General features: G+C 60.1%; 19 protein-coding genes. 6 read left to right on the plus strand and 13 right to left on the minus strand.

Features of this window, described 5'->3' with window-relative positions:
* Positions 1-47: 47 nt before the first annotated feature.
* The 9 genes from recC to rppH form a co-directional block, all read right to left on the minus strand.
* Positions 48-3,425 carry an exodeoxyribonuclease V subunit gamma gene (gene recC, locus HMPREF3140_RS17095; protein ID WP_032412307.1) on the minus strand — a complete coding sequence of 1,126 codons (3,378 nt, stop codon included), beginning with the start codon at positions 3,423-3,425 and terminating at the stop codon, positions 48-50.
* 12 nt (positions 3,426-3,437) lie between these two features.
* The gene (locus HMPREF3140_RS17100) at positions 3,438-3,761 is read right to left on the minus strand and encodes a prepilin-type N-terminal cleavage/methylation domain-containing protein (RefSeq protein ID WP_002915888.1); all 324 of its coding nucleotides are present in this window, start codon (positions 3,759-3,761) and stop codon (positions 3,438-3,440) included.
* Entirely contained in the window at positions 3,746-4,153 is a 408-nt protein-coding gene (locus HMPREF3140_RS17105; RefSeq protein WP_021312855.1) for a DUF2509 family protein, read from the minus strand. Before HMPREF3140_RS17105 ends, HMPREF3140_RS17100 begins: the two co-directional genes overlap by 16 nt.
* A complete protein-coding gene (locus HMPREF3140_RS17110) occupies positions 4,150-4,707 on the minus strand; it encodes a prepilin peptidase-dependent protein (protein WP_004143963.1) in 558 nt (185 codons plus the stop codon). The genes HMPREF3140_RS17105 and HMPREF3140_RS17110 overlap by 4 nt, the downstream gene beginning before the upstream one ends.
* Positions 4,704-5,255, minus strand: coding sequence for a prepilin peptidase-dependent protein (locus HMPREF3140_RS17115; protein ID WP_023286841.1), 552 nt, complete (start codon positions 5,253-5,255; stop codon positions 4,704-4,706). The genes HMPREF3140_RS17110 and HMPREF3140_RS17115 overlap by 4 nt, the downstream gene beginning before the upstream one ends.
* A gap of 183 nt (positions 5,256-5,438) precedes the next feature.
* Complete coding sequence (thyA, locus tag HMPREF3140_RS28370; protein ID WP_002915933.1) at positions 5,439-6,233, minus strand: thymidylate synthase; 795 nt, start codon at positions 6,231-6,233, stop codon at positions 5,439-5,441.
* 6 nt (positions 6,234-6,239) lie between these two features.
* Positions 6,240-7,115 (minus strand): prolipoprotein diacylglyceryl transferase, encoded by an 876-nt coding sequence (gene lgt, locus HMPREF3140_RS28375; protein WP_002915934.1) that lies wholly within the window; start codon positions 7,113-7,115, stop codon positions 6,240-6,242.
* Positions 7,116-7,360: 245 nt separating this feature from the next.
* Entirely contained in the window at positions 7,361-9,607 is a 2,247-nt protein-coding gene (ptsP, locus tag HMPREF3140_RS17130) for a phosphoenolpyruvate--protein phosphotransferase (protein WP_002915935.1), read from the minus strand.
* 12 nt (positions 9,608-9,619) lie between these two features.
* Entirely contained in the window at positions 9,620-10,150 is a 531-nt protein-coding gene (gene rppH, locus HMPREF3140_RS17135; RefSeq protein WP_002915936.1) for an RNA pyrophosphohydrolase, read from the minus strand.
* 453 nt (positions 10,151-10,603) lie between these two features.
* Between rppH and HMPREF3140_RS28855 the strand changes: the two genes are divergently transcribed.
* The 5 genes from HMPREF3140_RS28855 to HMPREF3140_RS17160 all read left to right on the plus strand — a co-directional run bounded on the left by HMPREF3140_RS28855 (position 10,604) and on the right by HMPREF3140_RS17160 (position 13,908).
* On the plus strand, positions 10,604-10,747 hold the full coding sequence (locus tag HMPREF3140_RS28855; RefSeq protein ID WP_004218186.1) for a hypothetical protein: 144 nt from the start codon (positions 10,604-10,606) through the stop codon (positions 10,745-10,747).
* Between the two features lie 85 nt (positions 10,748-10,832).
* Positions 10,833-11,528, plus strand: a complete 696-nt coding sequence (gene mutH / locus HMPREF3140_RS17145; RefSeq protein ID WP_004143967.1) for a DNA mismatch repair endonuclease MutH — start codon at positions 10,833-10,835, stop codon at positions 11,526-11,528.
* A 63-nt stretch (positions 11,529-11,591) separates the two neighbouring features.
* Entirely contained in the window at positions 11,592-12,305 is a 714-nt protein-coding gene (locus HMPREF3140_RS17150) for a TerC family protein (RefSeq protein WP_002915973.1), read from the plus strand.
* Positions 12,306-12,428: 123 nt separating this feature from the next.
* Positions 12,429-12,647, plus strand: coding sequence for a YgdI/YgdR family lipoprotein (locus HMPREF3140_RS17155; protein WP_002915974.1), 219 nt, complete (start codon positions 12,429-12,431; stop codon positions 12,645-12,647).
* A gap of 220 nt (positions 12,648-12,867) precedes the next feature.
* Positions 12,868-13,908, plus strand: a complete 1,041-nt coding sequence (locus tag HMPREF3140_RS17160) for an NADP(H)-dependent aldo-keto reductase (protein ID WP_002915975.1) — start codon at positions 12,868-12,870, stop codon at positions 13,906-13,908.
* 102 nt (positions 13,909-14,010) lie between these two features.
* Here the strand turns inward: HMPREF3140_RS17160 and lplT are convergent, their stop codons facing one another.
* Both lplT and aas read right to left on the minus strand, forming a co-directional pair.
* Positions 14,011-15,204 carry a lysophospholipid transporter LplT gene (lplT, locus tag HMPREF3140_RS17165; protein WP_032412310.1) on the minus strand — a complete coding sequence of 398 codons (1,194 nt, stop codon included), beginning with the start codon at positions 15,202-15,204 and terminating at the stop codon, positions 14,011-14,013.
* Positions 15,197-17,356, minus strand: a complete 2,160-nt coding sequence (gene aas, locus HMPREF3140_RS17170; RefSeq protein WP_032412312.1) for a bifunctional acyl-ACP--phospholipid O-acyltransferase/long-chain-fatty-acid--ACP ligase — start codon at positions 17,354-17,356, stop codon at positions 15,197-15,199. Before aas ends, lplT begins: the two co-directional genes overlap by 8 nt.
* Before the next feature lie 621 nt (positions 17,357-17,977).
* On the opposite strand from aas, the gene galR reads away from it, so the two are divergent.
* Positions 17,978-18,994 carry an HTH-type transcriptional regulator GalR gene (galR, locus tag HMPREF3140_RS17180; RefSeq protein WP_002915981.1) on the plus strand — a complete coding sequence of 339 codons (1,017 nt, stop codon included), beginning with the start codon at positions 17,978-17,980 and terminating at the stop codon, positions 18,992-18,994.
* Here the strand turns inward: galR and HMPREF3140_RS17185 are convergent.
* Entirely contained in the window at positions 18,955-19,434 is a 480-nt protein-coding gene (locus tag HMPREF3140_RS17185) for a GNAT family N-acetyltransferase (protein WP_032412316.1), read from the minus strand. The genes galR and HMPREF3140_RS17185 overlap by 40 nt on opposite strands.
* A complete protein-coding gene (locus HMPREF3140_RS17190) occupies positions 19,431-20,204 on the minus strand; it encodes a GntR family transcriptional regulator (protein ID WP_002915985.1) in 774 nt (257 codons plus the stop codon). The genes HMPREF3140_RS17185 and HMPREF3140_RS17190 overlap by 4 nt, the downstream gene beginning before the upstream one ends.
* Positions 20,205-20,252: the final 48 nt, after the last annotated feature.

Genomic DNA, 20,252 nt, shown 5'->3' on the forward strand with positions numbered 1-20,252 from the left:
TGCGCATATTAAATGAACCGCCATTCAGTGCGCAATTTTTATACTATTTAAATTTGTGTGGACCGATGGTAACGATATAGCGGTAACAGATAACGCTGCGTCTGGGCAATGATTTCTTCGTAATGCGCCGGCTCCAGCGAACGCCACAGGCGTTGATACCAGATATCGGCGCCCTCCCCGCTGACCACCATGTTCCCTTCGTAGGTCTGCAGGAATTTGCTCCGCGCTTTCTGCTGCGTCTCTTCGTCCATTAAGATGACATCCTTTTCGGCGTCGTAACAGGCTTTCAGCCAGGCGCCACCGCTTTCCGGCAGCAGCAGCAGCGGCTGCGACATCCCCAGCAAATAGCCATCCACCAGCTCGTTAAGGTACGCCTGCGCCTCGGCGGGCGCCAGCGCCGGAAAGCGCCACTCTCCCTCTTTCCGCACAAACAGCCGGCTCTCGCCGGTGCCGCCGCTGGTGCAGTAGACAAGGTGTTCCAGCCAAAGTTGCATCCCCTGGGAGACGCTCAGCAGCGAAGGCCGCCAGCGCAGCAGACCGTCCGGCTGCACCTGCTGCAGCCAGCCGGTCAGGTTCACGCCGCCGCACCGCAGATCGATCTCCATGCTCTGCGCCTGCTGGCGCTCGGCCATCACCCGCTCGGCCAGCGCCTGCATCTCCAGGCGCTGCGTCTCCCAGACCAGCTCGCCAAAGGCGCCATACGGCAGCTCGCCGGCGGCGCGAAAGCGGCGGAACATAGCCGAGACGTCCTGCTCCTCAATAAGCGTATTGAGCAGTTGCTGATTCAGTTGATAACGGCTCAGCCCTTCAAGAGTGAACGGCTCGTCGTCTGGAATATCGTCCTCTTCGGCGCGGAAATTGACCCGCAAACGCTGCTGAAAGAACGCGCGTACCGGGTGCTGCCAGAAGCGCAGAAGCTGATCGAACGGCAGGCTGTCAATCGGCGGCGCGGTGAGCGGCTGTATAAAATCGCTATGCGCCTCTCCCTGCTGGCCGGCGGCCGCCAGCCATTCACGAGCGTAGCTCTTGTTCTCGTCTTCCTGGAAATTGGCAACGTCGAACGGCATGCGCGTATGCAGATGGGTGATGTGGGCTTTAACCCGCGCTTCGCTGGCGTCGCAGTCAAGCTCTTCGTCACCGGCGAGACAGTGGCTCTGGCCGATATAATCCACCAGCTCCTGCACCAGCACCGAAGGAAAACGCTCGCTGTTGTCCTGGATCGAACGGCCGATATAGCTGATATACAGCGTCTGCTCGGCGGACATCAGCGCTTCGAGGAACAGATAGCGGTCATCATCGCGCCGGCTGCGGTCGCCGCGCTGCGGCTTCTGGCTCATTAAATCAAAGCCCAGCGGCGGTAGCGTGCGCGGATAAACCCCGTCATTCATCCCCAGCAGGCACACCACCTTAAAGGGGATCGAACGCATCGGCATCAGGGTACAGATATTGACCGGGCCGGCAAGAAAGCGCTGGCTGATCCGCTGCTGATCGAGGCGCTGGGCCAGCTCATCGCGCAGCAGCGTCAGCGGCACCTGCTCGCCATACTGCGCCTCCAGACCGCTATCAATAACCGCCAGCCACTGCTGCTCAATCAGCGCCAGCGCCGCTTCGGTCTCGCTGTCCGGCAGGAAAAAGTCATTCAGCAGATCGCGACAGACCGGCAGCCACTCCGCCAGCGGCCGCTGCTGGGCCAGGCCGCGTCGCCACAGATTAAGCTGCATCAGCAGCGATGCGAGGTTGCCCACCAGCTCGGCGATCAAACCGCTGGATTCGTCATACGGCAGCACCGACTGCCATTCTCCCTCGCGGCTGTCCATCGCGTAGCCCAACAGCATGCGGGTGAGGCCGAACCGCCAGGTATGCTGCCCGGTCGCCGGCAGATCCAGCTCACGGACGTTGTCGTCATCCATTCCCCAGCGGACGCCGGACTCGTTCACCCACTGGCGCAGGTAGCGCAGCCCTTCTTCCGTGATATTAAAGCGCGCCGCCAGCACCGGGACGTCCAGCAGCGCCAGCACATCTTCACTGGCGAAGCGGCTGTCCGGCAGCGAGAGCAGCGTGATAAACGCCTGCAGCACCGGGTGCGACTCTCGGGCGCGACGGTCGGAGATCGCCCACGGCAGCCAGCGATCGCCGCTGGCTGCGCCAAACACCGCCTGTATATAGGGGCTGTAGCTGTCGATATCCGCCACCATGACGATGATATCCCGCGGCGTGAGCGTCGGATCCGCCTCCAGCATCGCCAGTAGCCTATCGTGCAGAACCTCCACTTCGCGCTGCGGACTGTGGCAGACGTGAATGCTCAGACTGCGGTCATCCAGCGCCAGCGGACGTTTGTCGCGACTGTGGGCGAATGCCTCTGCGCTCTGCCCGGCCACCGCCGCGTTGCGCAGTTCGAGGATATCCGATTGCAGGTTATGCAACAGGTTATCGGGGGCGATGTCGACAAAAGCGTCCAGTTCCTCATAGCGCTCCAGCCCTGCCAGCAGGTAGATATAGTCGCGCCCCAGTTTGCCCCAGGAGGCGAGCAACGGGTTGCCGACATCCTGTTCCCCGGCGTCATTAAACAACCCCGGCGCCTGCTCGGTGTCGCGAAACAGAGGTAGCGCGCGCGCCTCGCGGTGATGGCGCCGCTGGCGCGACAGCAGCTTCGCCAGGAACGCCGGATCCTTAATGTCTCCCCAGTAGTAGCGGCAGGGGTTGGTAAACAAGACATAGACATCGACATGCTTACCCAGCGCCTGCAGCGCCTGAAGATAGACCGGCGGCAGCGCGGAAATCCCGCAGATGAAGACGCGCGACGGCAGCCCGGCGGGCGGTTCGTCCGCTTTTTCCAGGGTACTGATAAAGCGCTGGTAGAGATTGGCGCGGTGCCACTGCGGCTGCCCCAGCTCGGCGGTATAGCTCACCAGCGCCTGCCACAGCGGCGCCTGCCACTGCTGGGCATCGCCGAGACCTTCCACCCGCTGGCCGGCCTCCCAGCGCATCAGCCACTCCGGGCGATAGACGAGGTACTGGTCATAGAGGTCCGCCACCCGGGCGGCCAGCTGAAACAGCTTGCGCTTGTCGCCGTCATCACTCAGATACTGGCGCAGCAGGATAAAATCGTCTTCCTCCAGGTGCTGCGGCAGGAGGGTCATCAGCTTCCAGCTCATGCTCTGCTTGCTGAAGGCGCTTTCGCCCGGAATATCTTTCAGGACGCGCACGAACATATCCCAGATAAAGCTCGCTGGCAGCGGGAACTCGATATTGGCGGCAATCCCGAAGCGCGCGGCCAGAGTCATCTGCAGCCACTGCGCCATGCCGGTACTCTGCACCAGCACCATTTCGGCCTGAAAAGGGTCATCCAGCCGCTGGCGCTCGACGATAAACTCCATCAACGCCTCGAGAACATCCAGCCGGTTTGAGTGGTATACCCTTAACATAATTGCTCCTGACTACTGGCTGACCGGGCAATGCAGCCGGGTCATCTGCACCCGCTTTGCAACGGGTCTACTGATCGTTACCGTGATGCTGACACATCTTTGCCTCGATGTCTGCATACGGCTTACCTGCCCGCGTGCCGGCGACGGCGGCGCGGAGAGCTGACTATAGCGCCACGCGTCGCGCCACAGTTGACGGGTCTGGTTCAACTGGACAATTCCTTGCGCCATTCCGCGCTGATAGCCGCCCAGCGCGGTGACCGTCAGCACCATCAGCGCCATCGCCAGCACGGTCTCCGGCAGGCTAAACCCCCGCTGACGCTTCAGGGCATTTGACATAAGCTCGCCTCTCTGAGCGGGCAAAAATCGCTCCAGCCGTGGGCGGAAAAACGCACCTGCCCGCCGCGCACCTCGCCGGACTGCCAGACCTGCACCTCGCCGCTGGCGCTGCTGAGCAGCAGTGAACCGTCGCCGAAGATACGCAGACAGGCGCGCCAGCCCTGCGGCGCCTGCTCCCGGCAGGCCAGCGCCACCTGCGCCGACCAGACCTGCTGTTTTCCCCACTGCAGCGCGGAATGGGCTATCGCCGTATCGCGGATCGCTTGCGTTTCGCTGGCGGTTTGCGCCAGCAGCGCCCGCTGCTGCAGGTTAAGCCCCTCGAGTAACAGGCTGCCGAGGGTCAGCAACAGGAGCACCATCAGCAGCGACGACATTCCACGCTGGCGGATCACAGGTTATACCCCGTCACCCGCTGCTCAACCTCGCTCGTCAGGCCCGTCTGTTGCGCGGAGCGCGCCGCCAGCGTCACGCTCAGCTCCGGCGCGAAGCCCGGGGTGACCTGACGTTGTACCGAGAAGCGCGTCACCACGATGGCGGCCGGGTTGGTGATTTTCTCCCATCCGCCGCCGCGGCAGTCGCTGGCCCCGCGCAGGGTCTCCAGCGCGCCGTCGCGCAGGCGAAAGCCGGTGCTCTCCGCCGCTGCCGCGGGGGAGGTTTCCCATCTCCCGTTGCTGTTCGCATCCCAGCGCACAATCAGACACTCCCCGCCAGCGGCTAGCTCCAGCCCGGCTCCGCCGCACGCTCCCCGGCAGTACCCGGCGCGCTGCAGATGTTTTCCCACGGCATGCACGCGCTGCCACAGCTCGTTCTCCAGGGCCAGCTGTTCGCCCTGGCGCAGAATATGACGCTGCAGGGCAGGCAGAAAGCGGCAGGCCCCCATCAGCAGCAGCGAGCCAATGGCCATGGCGATAAGCGCCTCCGCCAGGGAAAATCCGCGGCGGCTCACTGACACCCTCCTGCGCTGTCGCTGCGGCATAAACGAATCCGCCCCCAGTGTGAGATCACAATGCTCCAGCTGCCGGCCGCGCTCTGCAGCCGCAGATTCCCCGCCCAGGCGGTGCTGCGCAGACCATAAAACCCCAGACCAGGCGTAACGCCAGCCAGCGTGATCCCCGGCCAGCGCGGGCGCAGCGTGAAGGATGTCCCCGAGGCGCAGTCAGGCCCCTCCCCATCCGCGCTCAGGCACCAGCCCACTTCGTCCAGGCCGACGCGAAGCACGCGGTCCCGGTTGTAGGCGTTGGCGTCATCGCGCAGAAAGAGCAGAAAATCCCGCACCTGGACGGCGGTTTGCCACAGTCGTTGCTGCTGCTGCCAGCGCTGCCAGCCGTACAGGCCGCCGACGCTGAGGATCATCATCAGTGTCAGCGTTACCAGGGTTTCCATCAGGGTGTAGCCATGTTCTCTGTTCATGGCGTCGAGTATGCCGCGGCGATTGGCTCTGGCGCGACGACGGAAAATAGCTTTCCCGGCCAGATACGCAAAAAAGCTTTGCATACTCGACAGAAGGACATTTTTTTGCGAGCGTCTACCCAACTTCGCCCACCGCAACCACCTGTGGCCTGGGGCAGGTGAAAACAACCTTCTCCCGGTGGTAACGGAAAGCGCTCCCATCGGGTGGTGCGAAGGGCATAAAAAAACCGGCGCCATCGGGCGCCGGTTAGTCATCTCTGCTGGGGGTTAAATCGCCACCGGCGCTTTAATGCCCGGGTGCGGATCGTAACCTTCAATCTCGAAGTCTTCAAAGCGGTAGTCGAAGATAGACGCCGGCTTGCGTTTGATGACCAGCTTCGGCAGCGGACGCGGTTCGCGGCTTAGCTGCAGGTTGGTCTGCTCAAGATGGTTGCTGTACAGATGGGTGTCTCCGCCGGTCCAGACGAAATCACCGACCTGCAGATCGCACTGCTGCGCCACCATATGCACCAGCAGCGCATAGCTGGCGATATTGAACGGCAGGCCGAGGAACACATCGCAGGAACGCTGATACAGCTGGCAGGAGAGCTTGCCGTCGGCGACGTAGAACTGGAAGAAGGCGTGGCACGGCGCCAGCGCCATTTTATCCAGCTCGCCGACGTTCCATGCCGAGACGATGATCCGGCGGGAGTCCGGGTCGTTTTTCAGCTGGTTCATCACCGTGCTGATCTGGTCGATATGGCGGCCGTCCGGCGCAGGCCAGGAACGCCACTGTTTGCCGTAGACCGGCCCCAGGTCGCCATTCTCATCCGCCCACTCGTCCCAGATGGTGACGTTGTTCTCGTGCAGATAGGCGATGTTGGTGTCGCCCTGCAGGAACCACAGCAGCTCATGGATGATGGAGCGTAAATGACAGCGCTTGGTGGTCACCAGCGGGAAGCCTTCCTGCAGGTTAAAACGCATCTGATGGCCGAAAATGGAGATCGTGCCAGTGCCGGTGCGGTCATTTTTTGGCGTGCCCTCGGTGAGCACTTTCTGCATCAAATCAAGATACTGTTTCATGGTTCCTCAAGAATTCTGTTGCTGCGGACGGTGGCGGTAAGCCCAAACCATCATAATGATACCCGCAAGCACCATCGGGATCGAAAGAATCTGCCCCATACTGATGTACTGCACCCAGCCGCCGGTGAACTGGGCGTCGGGCTGGCGGAAGAATTCCACGATGATGCGGAACAGGCCGTAGCCAATCAGGAACAGGCCGGAAACGGAGCCGGTTGGGCGCGGTTTACGGATAAACAGGTTGAGGATCAGGAACAGTACCACGCCTTCCAGCGCCAGCTCGTACAGCTGCGACGCGTGACGCGGCAGCGCGCCGTAGGTATCGAACAGCGATTGCCATTCCGGATGCGTCGGCAGCAGCGCCAGGTCTTCGGCACGGGAGCCCGGGAAAATCATCGTGTAGTGGAAGCTCGGGTCTACGCGGCCCCACAGCTCGCCGTTGATAAAGTTGCCCAGACGCCCGGCGCCAAGACCAAACGGGATCAGCGGCGCGATAAAATCGGAGACCTGGAAGAAGGTGCGTTTGGTGCGTCTGGCGAAGATAATCATCACCAGGATCACGCCGATCAGGCCGCCGTGGAACGACATGCCGCCGTCCCAGACGCGGAACAGATACAGCGGATCGGCAAGAAATACCGGCAGGTTGTAAAACAGCACGTAGCCGATACGGCCGCCCAGGAAGACGCCGAGGAAGCCCGCGTAGAGCAGGTTTTCCACTTCATTTTTCGTCCAGCCGCTGCCCGGACGATTCGCCCGACGGGTGGCCAGCCACATCGCAAAGACAAAGCCCACCAGGTACATCAAACCGTACCAGTGGAGGGAGACCGGGCCTAGAGAAAAAATGACCGGATCGAACTCCGGAAAATGCAGGTAGCCACTATTCATCTGTCACCATAAAGACTTGTTATTCCGCCGAAAGTGGACAGCGGTGATGATCCATACCCGAACAAAACGGGCACGCCGAAGGAGGCGAATCATAGCATAAGCCACAAGAGCGATCCGCGCCGAACGTGTAAAAGATATGTATACGGATGCTAACAGAATGCCGTTTTCCCGGCGGTACCCTACTTTGCCGGAGGGTGCGAGCAGAGGATCCCCGGGTTACGGCTTACGCCTCACCCGGGCTGGCGCTACCGCCCGCCGCGGATCAGGCCGCCGAGACCGCGACGCTCCATAAAGGCCGCCACCTGATGGCGCACCTCGGCGGTCATCTGCGCATCGAGGCTGCGACGCGACAGCTCCTGCGCCTCTTCGATATCAATGCGGCGCAGCAGATACTTCACCCTCGCCACCGAGCGGCCGTTCATCGACAGATGGCGGTAACCGAGGCCGATAAGGATCGTCACGCACATCGGGTCGCCCGCCATCTCGCCGCACAGGCGCAGATCGATGCCAAAGCGCTCCGCGTCATGGGCGATCATCGCCAGCGCACGCAATACCGCAGGATGCAGGCTGTCATACATGCTGGCGACCCGGGTATTGTTGCGGTCGACGGCCAGCAGGTACTGGGTCAGGTCGTTCGTCCCTACCGAGATAAAATCGATCCGGCTGGCCAGCTGCGGCAGCATAAAGACCATCGACGGGACCTCCAGCATCACCCCCAGGCGCGGACGTGGGATGGCGTAGCCGATCATCTCTTCCACTTCCCGGCTGGCGCGATCGATCAGCCGACGGGCCTCATCCACCTCCTCCAGACTGGTCACCATCGGCAGCAAAATGCTGAGGTTGCCGGTGGCGGCGTTGGCGCGCAGCATCGCCCGCACCTGGATCAAAAAGATCTCCGGCTGATCGAGGGTGATGCGGATCCCGCGCCAGCCGAGGCACGGGTTCTCTTCGCTGATCGGCATATACGGCAGCTGTTTATCCGCGCCGATGTCCAGGGTACGCAGGGTCACCGGTTTGCTGTTAAACATCTGCAGCATGCCCTGATACTGGGCGACCTGCTCCTCTTCTGAGGGGAAGCCGCTCTGCAGCATAAAGGGAATTTCGGTGCGGTAGAGGCCAATGCCGTCAACAAAGCTGCCGAGCTTCTCTTCGTGCTCGGGGCTTAAGCCGGCGTTAAGCATGACTTTCACCCGCTCGCCGCTTTTCAGCTCCGACGCGCGCTGGAGATCGTCCTCCGCCAGGCGGCTGAGTTCGTTCTCTTCGCTGATAAGGCGCTGATACTCCTGCAACAGGACAGGTTCAGGATCCACCAGCAGTTCACCGCGATAGCCATCGACAATCAGCGTATGGCCATGCAGCAGCGAGGGCTGAATATCGGCGCCCATCACCGTTGGGATGCCGAGGGCCCGCACCATAATAGCGGCATGGGAGTTGGCGGCGCCATCGCGCACCACCACGCCGGCCAGGCGATCCTGCGGCACTTCGGCGAGGGTGGTGGCCGACAGCTCGTCCGCCACGAGGATAATGCGCGCCGGCCAGGTGTTGGGCCCCTGAATACTGTCGTCGAGATGGAACAGCAGACGCTGGCCCAGGGTACGCAGATCGCCGGCCCGCTCTTTCAAATAGCCGTCGCTCAGCGCGGCAAACTGTTCGGCGAACTTCTCAATGATCTTTTTGACGGCCCACTCGGCGACGGCGCCTTTGTCAACTTCGGCAAACAGCTCGCGACGCAGGCGGGCGTCAGAGAGCAGGTGCGAGTAGAGATCGAAGATCGCCGCCGTCTCTTTTTGCGCCCCGGCGGCGTAGCGTTTGCTGTAGCGACGAAACTCGTTGGCCGCCTCTTCCAGCGCACCGGTCAGGCGTTCGCGTTCCGAGGCGGTGTCCAGCGTCGAGGCTTCATACACCTGCTCCATCAGCGGCAGGCTGACGTCCATCCAGCCCTCGGCGATCGCCACCCCGGAAGAGGCCGGCAGAGCGCGAATGCGCGTTTGACGATACTGGCCGAACAGGGCGTTCAGCTGGGACTGGGAGAGGATCGCCGCCATCTGGGTGGCGAGGGTGACGAGGAAAGACTCTTCGCTTTCATCAAACTGACGCAGCTCGCGCTGCTGGACCACCAGCACGCCCAGCAGCTGGCGGCGCTGAATGATCGGCACGCCAAGGAAGGCGCGGAAGCGGTCCTCTTTGACGGCGGGGATATATTTGAAGCTGGGGTGTTTTTGCGCATCGGCGAGGTTGATGGGTTCCGCCAGGCGGCCAACCAGCCCCACCAGGCCTTCATCGAACGCCAGCGCAACGGTGCGCCCGCGAGGTTTTTTTAACCCGCGGGTGGCCATCAGGTAATAGCAGCGTCGGTCATTGTCAGCCAGGTAAACCGAGCAGACTTCCGTCTCCATCGCCTGGCAGACATCCGTCACCAGAATATCCAGCGCCTCGTTTAAACGCGGCGCGCTCGCGACCTTCTCGACTATTTCTCGCAACCGAGTGAGCATAATGTGCGTGGCTTAACCTCTTTTACGTCGATAAGCAGGCGCGTTTTGCGGCTTAGGTGCGCTCTCCGCCAGCGACATGGTCACGCTGGCGAACTCTTTCATCACCCGGCGGTAGACGTCGCGCTTAAACGACACCACCTGGCGAACCGGGTACCAGTAACTCACCCAGCGCCAACCATCAAATTCAGGTGTACTGCTGGTTTGCATATTGATGTCCGCATCGTTGCCGATCAACTGCAAAAGAAACCACTTTTGTTTCTGGCCGATACAAACCGGCTTTGTGTCCCAACGCACCAAACGTTTAGGCAACTTGTAACGCAGCCAGTTACGGGTTGAGGCCAGGATCCGCACATCTTTACGGCTTAACCCGACCTCTTCAAACAATTCCCGATACATCGCCTGCTCTGCGGATTCTCCTGGATTAATGCCCCCTTGCGGGAACTGCCACGAGTGCTGACCATAGCGCCGGGCCCACATCACCTGGCCCTGACGATTACAGATTACAATACCGACATTTGGGCGGTAGCCATCGTCATCAATCACCGGACTACCTCAAGATAAGCTTCAATGTGAATGATTGTTTCACACTCGCCGGAAACGGTAAACCACTCTGTTCGCACACTGAGAACGGATAACATTTGAATAACTCACAGTAATTGCCAGAGTTATAAACAATGAAAGCGCGTGACAGCCGATTTTATTCACTTTTTCTGTGGATAGAGTTGTGAAGAAGTACGGAATTAACCCGGGAAAACCCAGAGTAATCCGAACATCGCATCGCTAGCATCTGAAAATAATAGTATCATATTCATAAAGTTAGAATATATTCCTTTCACACATTACAGCATAACGTGACGATCATCACACATGCGATCCGCCGACTGATGAAAGATCGAGCAATGTCGATTTTATCCACAGATTACGCGCAGGCCACCGGCAGATTTTCTCTAAAAATTCGATTTTCGTCGCACGTCAAGGCTGTAAATCGAACCAGTAGTGAGTCTTTTCCCCAGTTATCCCACTTTTCTGTGGATAACATGGTGTAAGATCCTGTTTATTGTCAGTGACCAGTTCTGGAAAACCCGTTTACACCGTTTTCATAAGCCGCATGATGAGTTTAAAAAGCCATATAAATCATGAGATTGGTATAGTTACTCAGAAAACGGTAAACTCTATCCACAACGCGCAAAATTAGCGCTCACTTTTTAACCAAAGGTATTGCCCTATGCCCGCTATCGCTCCGCTCGCCTCACCGCCGCAAAGTCAGGAACAGCTGTTGGCCCAGGCCCGCCAGCTGGCCGGCTATTCGCTGGGCGAGCTGGCGGCGCTGGCGGGGATCCCCATTCCGCGCGATCTGAAGCGCGATAAAGGCTGGACGGGCATTCTGCTGGAGCTGTGGCTGGGCGCCAGCGCAGGCAGTAAACCCGAGCAGGATTTCGCCGCGCTGGGGGTCGAGCTCAAAACGATCCCCATCGACAGCCGGGGACGCCCGCTGGAGACCACTTTCGTCTGCGTCGCCCCGTTAACCGGCAATAGCGGCGTCACCTGGGAGAGCAGCCATGTACGGCATAAGCTGCAGCGCGTCCTGTGGATCCCGGTGGAGGGTGAACGCACCATCCCGCTGGCGGCGCGGCGCGTCGGCGCACCGCTGCTGTGGAGCCCGGACGAAGACGAGGAGCGCCAGCTGCGCATGGACTGGGAAGAGCTGATGGATCTCATTGTTCTCGGTGAGGTAGAGCGCATTACCGCCCGCCACGGCGAGGTGCTGCAGTTAAGACCGAAAGCCGCCAACAGCAAGGCGCTGACCGAAGCCATCGGTGCCCGCGGGGAGACAATCCTCACGCTGCCGCGCGGTTTCTATCTGAAAAAGAATTTTACCGCCGCTCTGCTTGCCCGCCATTTCTTGTTACAACACGATTAATTTTTTGTTCTGCGTTGGGGGTTGCATATAATTGCTGCTTTCTATTTTGCAGGACTTTGAACAATGTTATTTGCATGGATAACCGATCCTAACGCCTGGCTGGCGCTGGGCACATTGACGCTGCTGGAGATCGTGCTCGGGATCGACAATATTATTTTCCTCTCTCTGGTCGTGGCTAAGCTCCCCACCGCCCAGCGCGCCCATGCGCGCCGGATCGGTTTGATGGGCGCGATGGTCATGCGTCTGGCGCTGCTGGCCTCAATCGCCTGGGTCGTTAAGCTTACCAACCCGCTCTTTACCGTTTTCGGTCAGGAGATCTCGTTTCGCGATCTGATCTTGCTGCTCGGCGGGCTGTTCCTTATCTGGAAAGCCAGTAAAGAGATCCATGAATCTATCGAAGGTGAAGAGGAGGGGCTGAAGACCAACGTCCACTCCTTCCTCGGCGCCATCGTGCAGATCATGCTGCTGGATATCATCTTTAGCCTCGATTCCGTCATCACCGCCGTCGGCCTGTCGGATCATCTGTTCATCATGATGGCGGCGGTGGTGATCGCGGTGGGGGTGATGATGTTCGCCGCGCGACCCATCGGCGATTTTGTTGACCGTCATCCTTCGGTGAAAATGCTGGCGCTGTCGTTTCTGATCCTCGTCGGCTTTACCCTGATGCTGGAAAGCTTCGACGTCCATGTGCCGAAGGGATACATCTATTTCGCCATGTTCTTCTCTATCGCGGTGGAGAGCCTTAACCTGCTGCGTAATAAGAAAAACCCGCTGTAAACCACAAAATTGCAGCCTGGTCACAGGCTGCAACCCTTTTTCAGACTTTACTGCTTTTTATGTCTCACAAATCAGGCTATTAATAGACGGGTATGGGGTGCAGCTACTGAAGAGGTGTTAACGATGAAGAAATGGGCAGTATTGATTTCCGCCGTAGGACTGGCGTTCTCGGTTTCCGGTTGCAGCAGCGATTACGTCATGGCGACCAAAGATGGGCGAATGATCCTGACCGACGGTAAACCTACCGTGGATGACGATACCGGTTTAATCAGTTACGAAGATCAGCAGGGTAATAAAATGCAGATCAATCGTGACGACGTTTCGCAAATCATTAAGCGTTAATCTTTCCCTGTCGGCCCCAGCTTCTGTTGACGCTGCGCTTACCGACCACCAGTCTTTTGAGAAGAGTCGGGATATACCAGGACGCCGCGGGTTTCACCCACCGCCCCTCCTCGTCACCCGGCTTTTTTGATTTTTTACTTCCTCTTTTTCTCACCCTCTGCCATGTTGATACTCCTTTGTCGGGGAATGCCTGACCTTATAAATAAAAAGGAAGCTGGCTATGCAGTATCACCGTATCCCACACAGTTCTCTTGAAATCAGCACCCTCGGGCTGGGAACCATGACTTTTGGCGAACAGAATAGCGAGGCCGATGCCCACCAGCAGCTCGATTACGCGGTTGCCAACGGCATCAACCTGATCGATGTCGCCGAAATGTACCCGGTCCCGCCGCGCCCGGAAACCCAGGGGCTGACTGAAACCTACGTCGGCAACTGGCTGGCGAAACGCGGCAATCGCGAAAAGCTGGTGCTCGCCTCCAAAGTCAGCGGGCCCGCGCGCAATAACGACAGCAGCATTCGGCCCAATCACGTCCTGGACCGCAAAAATATCCGCGAGGCGCTGCACGCCAGCCTGAAGCGGCTGCAGACCGATTATCTCGATTTATATCAGGTTCACTGGCCGCAGCGGCCAACCAACTGCTTTGGCAAGCTGGGCTATACCTGGGCCGACGCCGCGCCCGCCGTGACGCTGCTGGATACCCTCGAAGCGCTGACCGAGTTCCAGCGCGCCGGGAAGATCCGCTACATCGGCGTGTCGAACGAAACCGCCTTCGGCGTGATGCGTTATCTGCACCTGGCGGATAAGCACGACCTCCCGCGGATCGTGACTATTCAGAATCCTTACAGCCTGCTGAACCGCAGCTTTGAAGTCGGCCTCGCGGAAGTGAGTCAGTTCGAAGGCGTGGAGCTGCTGGCCTACTCTTGCCTGGCTTTCGGCACACTGACCGGCAAGTATCTCAACGGTGCGAAGCCGGCGGGGGCGCGCAATACGCTGTTCAGCCGCTTTACGCGCTACAGCAGCGAGCAGTCGCAGAAAGCGGTAGCGGCCTATGTGGATATCGCCAAACGCCACGGCCTCGATCCGGCGCAAATGGCGCTGGCCTTTGTGCGTCGGCAGCCGTTTGTCGCCAGCACCCTGCTGGGGGCGACGACCATGACGCAGTTGCAGGCCAACGTGGAAAGTTTGCAGCTTGAGCTGAGCGAAGAGGTATTAGCGGAGATTGAGGCGGTGCATCAGGTTTATACCTACCCGGCGCCGTAAGAAAGCAAAGCCCCGGGTAAGGCGTATACGCCTTACCCGGGCTACCGAAGAGCAGATATTGGCGACCCCATCGCCCAGTCAAGCGCAGCGCAAGCCGGGAGGTTATTTACGCCGCCCCCAGACCCACAGCGCGGCGATGGCCACGGCGAATACCGCGCCAAAGCCTATCCCCACGGCGACCGGTGGAACGCCCACGCTCACCGCCAGGGAATAGAGCCCCAGCATCAGCAGCATCGCCACGTTCTCACCGAGGTTCTGTACCGCAATGGCGTTACCTGCCCCGACCGAATGTTTCCCACGCTCCTGCAGCAGCGCGTTCAGCGGTACGATAAAGAACCCGCCGAACACCCCGAGCAGCAGCAGCAGACCGAACGCCGGCAGCAGCGACTGCTGCACCGCAAAGGCTATCACCGCGATACCGATCAAAATCCCGGCCGGCATACAGCGCGACACCGTCTCCAGGGTCACCAGCTTCGCCGCCGCCCCGGCACCCAGCACAATCCCCACCGCTACCATCGCATTAAGATAGGTGGGCATGGCGTTGCTGGTAATGCCCAGCGCCACCGGCACCCAGATCACCAGCAGGAAACGCAGGGTCACGCCAGCGCCCCAGAACAGGCTGGTGCCCATCAGCGAAAAGCGGGTTTCGCCGTTGCGCCACAGCGTCCGGCAGGCGCTGAAGAAGCTGTGCGTCATTGGCTTAAAACGCCACGACTGCCCCGGACGCGCCGCCGGCAGCCTGGGTATCCACAGGTTAGCCACTACCGCCCCGCCGTAGACCAGCGCGCAGACGATCAGCGCCGCCAGCACGTGCCAGTCGGAGAGGATCCCGCCGGCCATGGAGCCCAGCAGGATCGCCGCGATGGTCGAGGACTCCATCAGTCCGTTAGCCTTCACTAACTTATCGCCGGTGGTGAGTTCGCCGAGAATGCCATACTTGGCCGGCGAATAGGCGGCGGCGCCAATCCCCACCAGCGTATAGCCGATAAACGGATTGACGCCGAAGCAGATGCAGCCGGCGCCGAGCAGTTTCAGGCCGTTGGCCACCATCATCACCCGGCCTTTGGCAAAGCTATCGGCGAACTGGCCGACAAAGGGGGCAAAGAGGATGTAAGCGCCCACAAACAACATCTGCAGGACCGGCTGGCTCCACTCCGGATAATAGAGCTGCTTCATCAGCGCCAGGGTGGCGAAGAGAAGCGCATTGTCGCCGAAGGCCGACAGGAACTGGGCGCAGATCACCGCCACCATCCCTTTCGAGTACAGCGAAGGGTTAGTATGTACTGACTCACTCATGGGTTGTTTCCGCCTCGTCGACCATATTTTTCAGGGTGACATAGTCTGGCTTGCCGCTGCCGAGCACCGGTAGCTGTTTCAGCCAGCGTATATCTCGCGGCACCGCCAGCTCCGGTACGCCTTGCTGGCGAGCGTAGCGCAGCAGGGCTTCACGAGTCAGTTCATTATCGGTGGTAAACAGCACCAACGCCTCGCCTTTGCTGGCGTCCTGTTTAATCGCCGTGGCGTGCATTTTGTCCGGCGACGCGCCGAGGGCCACCTGCTCCACCATCTCGAGGGAGATCATCTCGCCGGCGATTTTGGCGAAGCGCTTCGCGCGGCCCTGAATGCGGACATAGCCCTGCTCGTCGAAGGTAACGATATCCCCGGTGTCATACCAGCCCGCCTCCATCTCGCCGTGCTGGTTTTCCGCCGCAGGCGCTTCCAGCACGCCGGGGTTTTCCACCCGCAGGTAGCCTTTCATGATGTTCGGCCCTTTCAGCTGCAGCCGCCCCCCTTGATCAATGCCTGGCATCGCCAGCAGGCGGGCGTCCATCCCCGGCAGGATGCGGCCCACGGTGCCGACCTTCGCCGCCATCGGCACGTTAATCGAGACCACAGGCGCGCACTCGGTCACGCCATAGCCTTCGAGAATGCGCAGGCCGAATTTATCCTGCCACAGCTGTTTGGTGCTCTCCTGCAGCTTCTCCGCCCCGGCGACCACGTAGCGCAGGCGGTAGAAATCGTACGGATTGGCGAAACGGGCATAGTTGGCGAGGAAGGTCGAAGTGCCGAACAGCACCGTACAGTTGCGATCGTAGACCAGCTCCGGCACCACGCGATAGTGCAGCGGGCTGGGATAGAGAAACACTTCCGCCCCGGTAAGCAGCGGCGTCAGCAGGCCGACGGTGAGGCCAAAAGAGTGGAATAGCGGCAGCGCCGACATAAAGCGGTCATTGGCGGTAAAGTCGGCGATAGTTTTGATCTGCTCGACGTTGGACAGCAGACTCTTATGGCTGTGCACCACCCCTTTCGGATTGCCCTCTGAACCGGAGGTGAAGAGGATCATCGCCGCGTCTTCCGGCTGCTGCTTAACCTGCGCCAGACGTGGCGCCAGCAGATGAGCAAAAATCCACAGTTTGTCAGCGAGGGTGATATCGCCTTTAAGATCTTCCAGGAATACCCAGCGCACCTGGGTCAGTTGCTCCGGCAGGTGCCAGAGTTTGCCTTTATCGAGGAAGGTGCGCGAGGTGAAAATGGTGTTGAGCTCCGCGGCGGCTATCGCGCTGCTGAGCCCTTTCACCCCGGCGGTATAGTTCATCATCGCCGGAATACGCCCGCGGGCGATAGCGCCGAAAATCACCGCCGCGCTGATGCCGGCGTTAGGCAGCATCAGGCCGATCTTCTCGCCCGGCTGGCTGTATTTTTCCAGAATGCGGGCGACAAACAGGGTTTTGGTCAGCAGCTTGCGATAGGTATCCGGCTGGAAGTTGATATCCTCCACGCAGGGTTTGCGCGCGCCGAAGCGGTCCTGCGCCGCCAGCAGCGACTCATACAGGGTTTCCCGCGGGCGCACCGCCATCCGGGCTTCCATCATGATCTGGTGCAGCATCTCCCCGGCGATCTTCCGCCGGTCGCGGGCGCGCGGCGCCTCGGGCATCGGCAGATGGGTGGGCGGCAGGAGATGCAGCTGAATACGCGGGAACAGGCGACGTTTCACCAGCCCCTTCAGCCGGCTGAAGGGTGTCAGTTCGGCGCCTTCAATACGCAGCGGCACAATGGTCGCCTGCGATTTGGCGGCGACAAAGGCGGCGCCGTCATAAATTTTCATCAGCGAGCCGCTGACCGAAATTCGCCCTTCCGGGAAAATAACCACCGGCCGCCCCTGCTCAATCAGGCGCACCAGATGTTTGATCGACATCGGCTTGGTCGGGTCCAGCGGCACAAAATCGATAATCGGCGTCAGCGCGCGCATAAACCAGCGCTGGCTGATTGAGGTATAGACCGCAAAAACCGGTCGGACCGGCAAAAACAGCGCCAGCAGAATGCCGTCGAGGAAAGAGACGTGGTTCGGGGTGATTAAGACCTTTTGCTGGTATAAAGCCTGCGTGTCGCCGGTCAGTCTGACCCGGTATAACCCCTTGAACAGCAGTCTGAAAAATCCCAAAAGCATAACAACTCCATGTGACCGGTTGATGAGTCAAAGCAGGTTACACGAGAAGGCATGGGAAAGCAGTGCAGCGGGGGGATTTTCGGAATAAAAAAAACCTGCGCATCCGCGCAGGTCGGTGTAAGACGTTCAGTACGAAGAGCGTACCTGAGAAACTCACCTATCAATACCTCTGGGATCTCGATTGTCACGTTTTTTGGCCGTAACGGGCCAGCGGGAAAACGCAAGGGAGTGAGCCTAAGTGCAACGAGGTATTACGATTTTCGCTATCTGTAACAACGCCGATAGCGGGCAAAAAAAAACCTGCGCATCTGCGCAGGCTGGTGTAAGTAAAGTGGTCAACGTGACGTTGACTCCACCTATCAATACCTCTGGGATAGCCAGAATATCAACCGGATCCGCGAACAAACCAGCGAACATTCGCAACAGCGCATCGCAAAGTGTAAGCAAAGGTTTGTATTTCCCTGCGCCGGTTTCAATTACCGATCGCGTCAATGTAAACAGGTCACCGATAAGCCCGCGCTGAATCACATTTGCGCCATTCCTTCGCCGCCGCGCCTTGAATCTGCCGCTCTTTCCCGTAACATAGCAGTATGTAAACGCTTACCCTAGAAAAGGCATGGTATGGCGACTATTAAGGATGTAGCCCGACTCGCAGGAGTCTCCGTCGCTACCGTCTCCCGCGTCATCAACAACTCTCCCAAAGCCAGCGAAGCCTCGCGTCAGTCCGTGGGCGCGGCGATGGAAACCCTGAACTATCACCCCAACGCGAACGCCCGGGCGCTGGCCCAGCAGTCAACGGAAACCGTCGGCCTGGTGGTGGGCGATGTCTCCGACCCCTTCTTCGGCGCGATGGTCAAAGCCGTCGAACAGGTGGCCTACCGCACCGGCAATTTTTTGCTGATTGGCAATGGCTACCACAACGTGCAGAAGGAGCGCCAGGCGATAGAGCAGCTGATCCGCCATCGCTGCGCGGCGCTGGTGGTGCACGCCAAAATGATCCCCGATGAGGAACTGGCGGGGTTAATGAAACAGATCCCCGGCATGGTGCTGATCAACCGCATCCTGCCCGGATATGAAACCCGCTGCGTGGCGCTGGACGACCGCTACGGCGCCTGGCTGGCGACCCGCCATTTGATCCAGCAGGGGCACACGCGTATCGGCTATCTGTGCTCAAACCATGATATCTCCGATGCGGAAGATCGGCTGCAGGGGTACTACGCGGCGCTGGAGGAGAGCGGCCTGCCGTGCAACGACCGGCTGGTCACGTTTGCCGAGCCGGATGAAAGCGGCGGCGAACAGGCGATGACCGAACTGCTTGGCCGCGGCCGCCACTTTAGCGCCGTCGCCTGCTATAACGACTCGATGGCCGCCGGCGCGATGGGGGTGCTGAATGACAATGGCATCGACGTTCCGCGGGAGATTTCGCTGATTGGCTTCGACGATGTCCTGATTTCGCGCTATGTCCGCCCGCGGTTGACTACCGTCCGCTATCCGATCGTTACGATGGCGACCCAGGCGGCCGAGCTGGCTTTAGCCCTGGCGGAGCAACGGCCGGCGCCGGAGATCACCCATCTGTTCAGCCCGACGCTGGTCCGTCGTCACTCGGTGGTCGCCCCGCAGGAAGGCGATAAGTCATAGCGATAGAGGTGCACGGCGGTGGCCGGGTAATCCAGTCCCTCGCCGATGTAGCGCCAGCCGAAGCGTTCATAGAAATCCCGGCAGGCGGAGTAGAGATAGAGCTCCCGAAAGCCCGCGCGGCGGGCATAATCGATCACATGCCGCTGCAGTTTTCCGGCCAGCCCCTGACCGCGGGCGGCGGGCGCGACGTACAGCGCCGCCAGCCAGGGAAACAGATCCTGGCGGCTGATCAAATCGCAGCGCCAGAGGCCAATCGTGCCGAGCAACTGCTCGCCTTCCACGGCAATAAAGGTCAACGGCAGCGCCTCCGCCGTCTGGCTATGCTGCACGATGCTGGCGAAGAATTGCCGCGGCAGCGTCTCGCCGCCAAAGGCCTGCCACAACCAGTCGGTCACCTGCGGGACGTACTGCGGCGCAGCGTACAGCGGCAGGATCGTCATACCAGCTTCCCCTGAAAAATCGGCACCGAGTCGAACAGATAGCCGTCAAAGTCGGGGGCGTCTTCATCGGACAGCTCCAGCAGACTGTTTTTGACGTTTTCCAGATGCTGCCACATCGCCTGCCAGGCGCCCATCACATCGCGACGCCGCAGCGCGGCGAGCAGGGTCTGCCGGTCGCCGAGCCATTTCAGCCGCCAGGCGCGGCTGGCAATATGCACATTGAACTGCTGCCACAGCGGGCTGCTGTCCATCTGCAGCCAGATCCGCTCTACCGTCGCCAACAGCATCTGGTTCTGCGTCGCCCCGGCGAGCACCAGATGGAACAGACGAGCGTTATCCTGCGCGGTGTCGTTGAGAGCGATTGCCCGCTGCTCCTGTTCAATAATCCGCTTCAGATTGTCGATATCGGCGCGGGTGGCCATTTTCGCGGCAAAGGCGGCGATGTTGCTCTCCAGCAGCTGGCGCGCCTGGAGAATTTCAAACGGGCCGACGTCGCTGCTGAGCAGCTGCTCCTCTTCGCTGTCGTTCTCGTGGGGAATGCGCATGACATACACCCCGGATCCCTGACGAATATCCACCGTCCCCTGCAGCTCCAGCATCAGCAGCGCTTCGCGCACGATGGTCCGGCTGACGCCATAGGTTTCGGCAATATGGCGTTCCGGCGGCAAACGCGACCCGACCGGGTAGCGCCCCTGCGCGATCTGGGCGCGCAGGTCATCACCAATCTCCTGATAGGGCTTCTTTTCCGGCGGAACTATCGCTTTTTCCACAAAATCACCTGTGCGTTACATGCCTGCGAGTCAAATACGCCGCTATCT

Source organism: Klebsiella sp. HMSC16A12 (genome assembly GCF_001808265.1).
In the GTDB taxonomy this organism is placed as follows: domain Bacteria; phylum Pseudomonadota; class Gammaproteobacteria; order Enterobacterales; family Enterobacteriaceae; genus Klebsiella; species Klebsiella pneumoniae.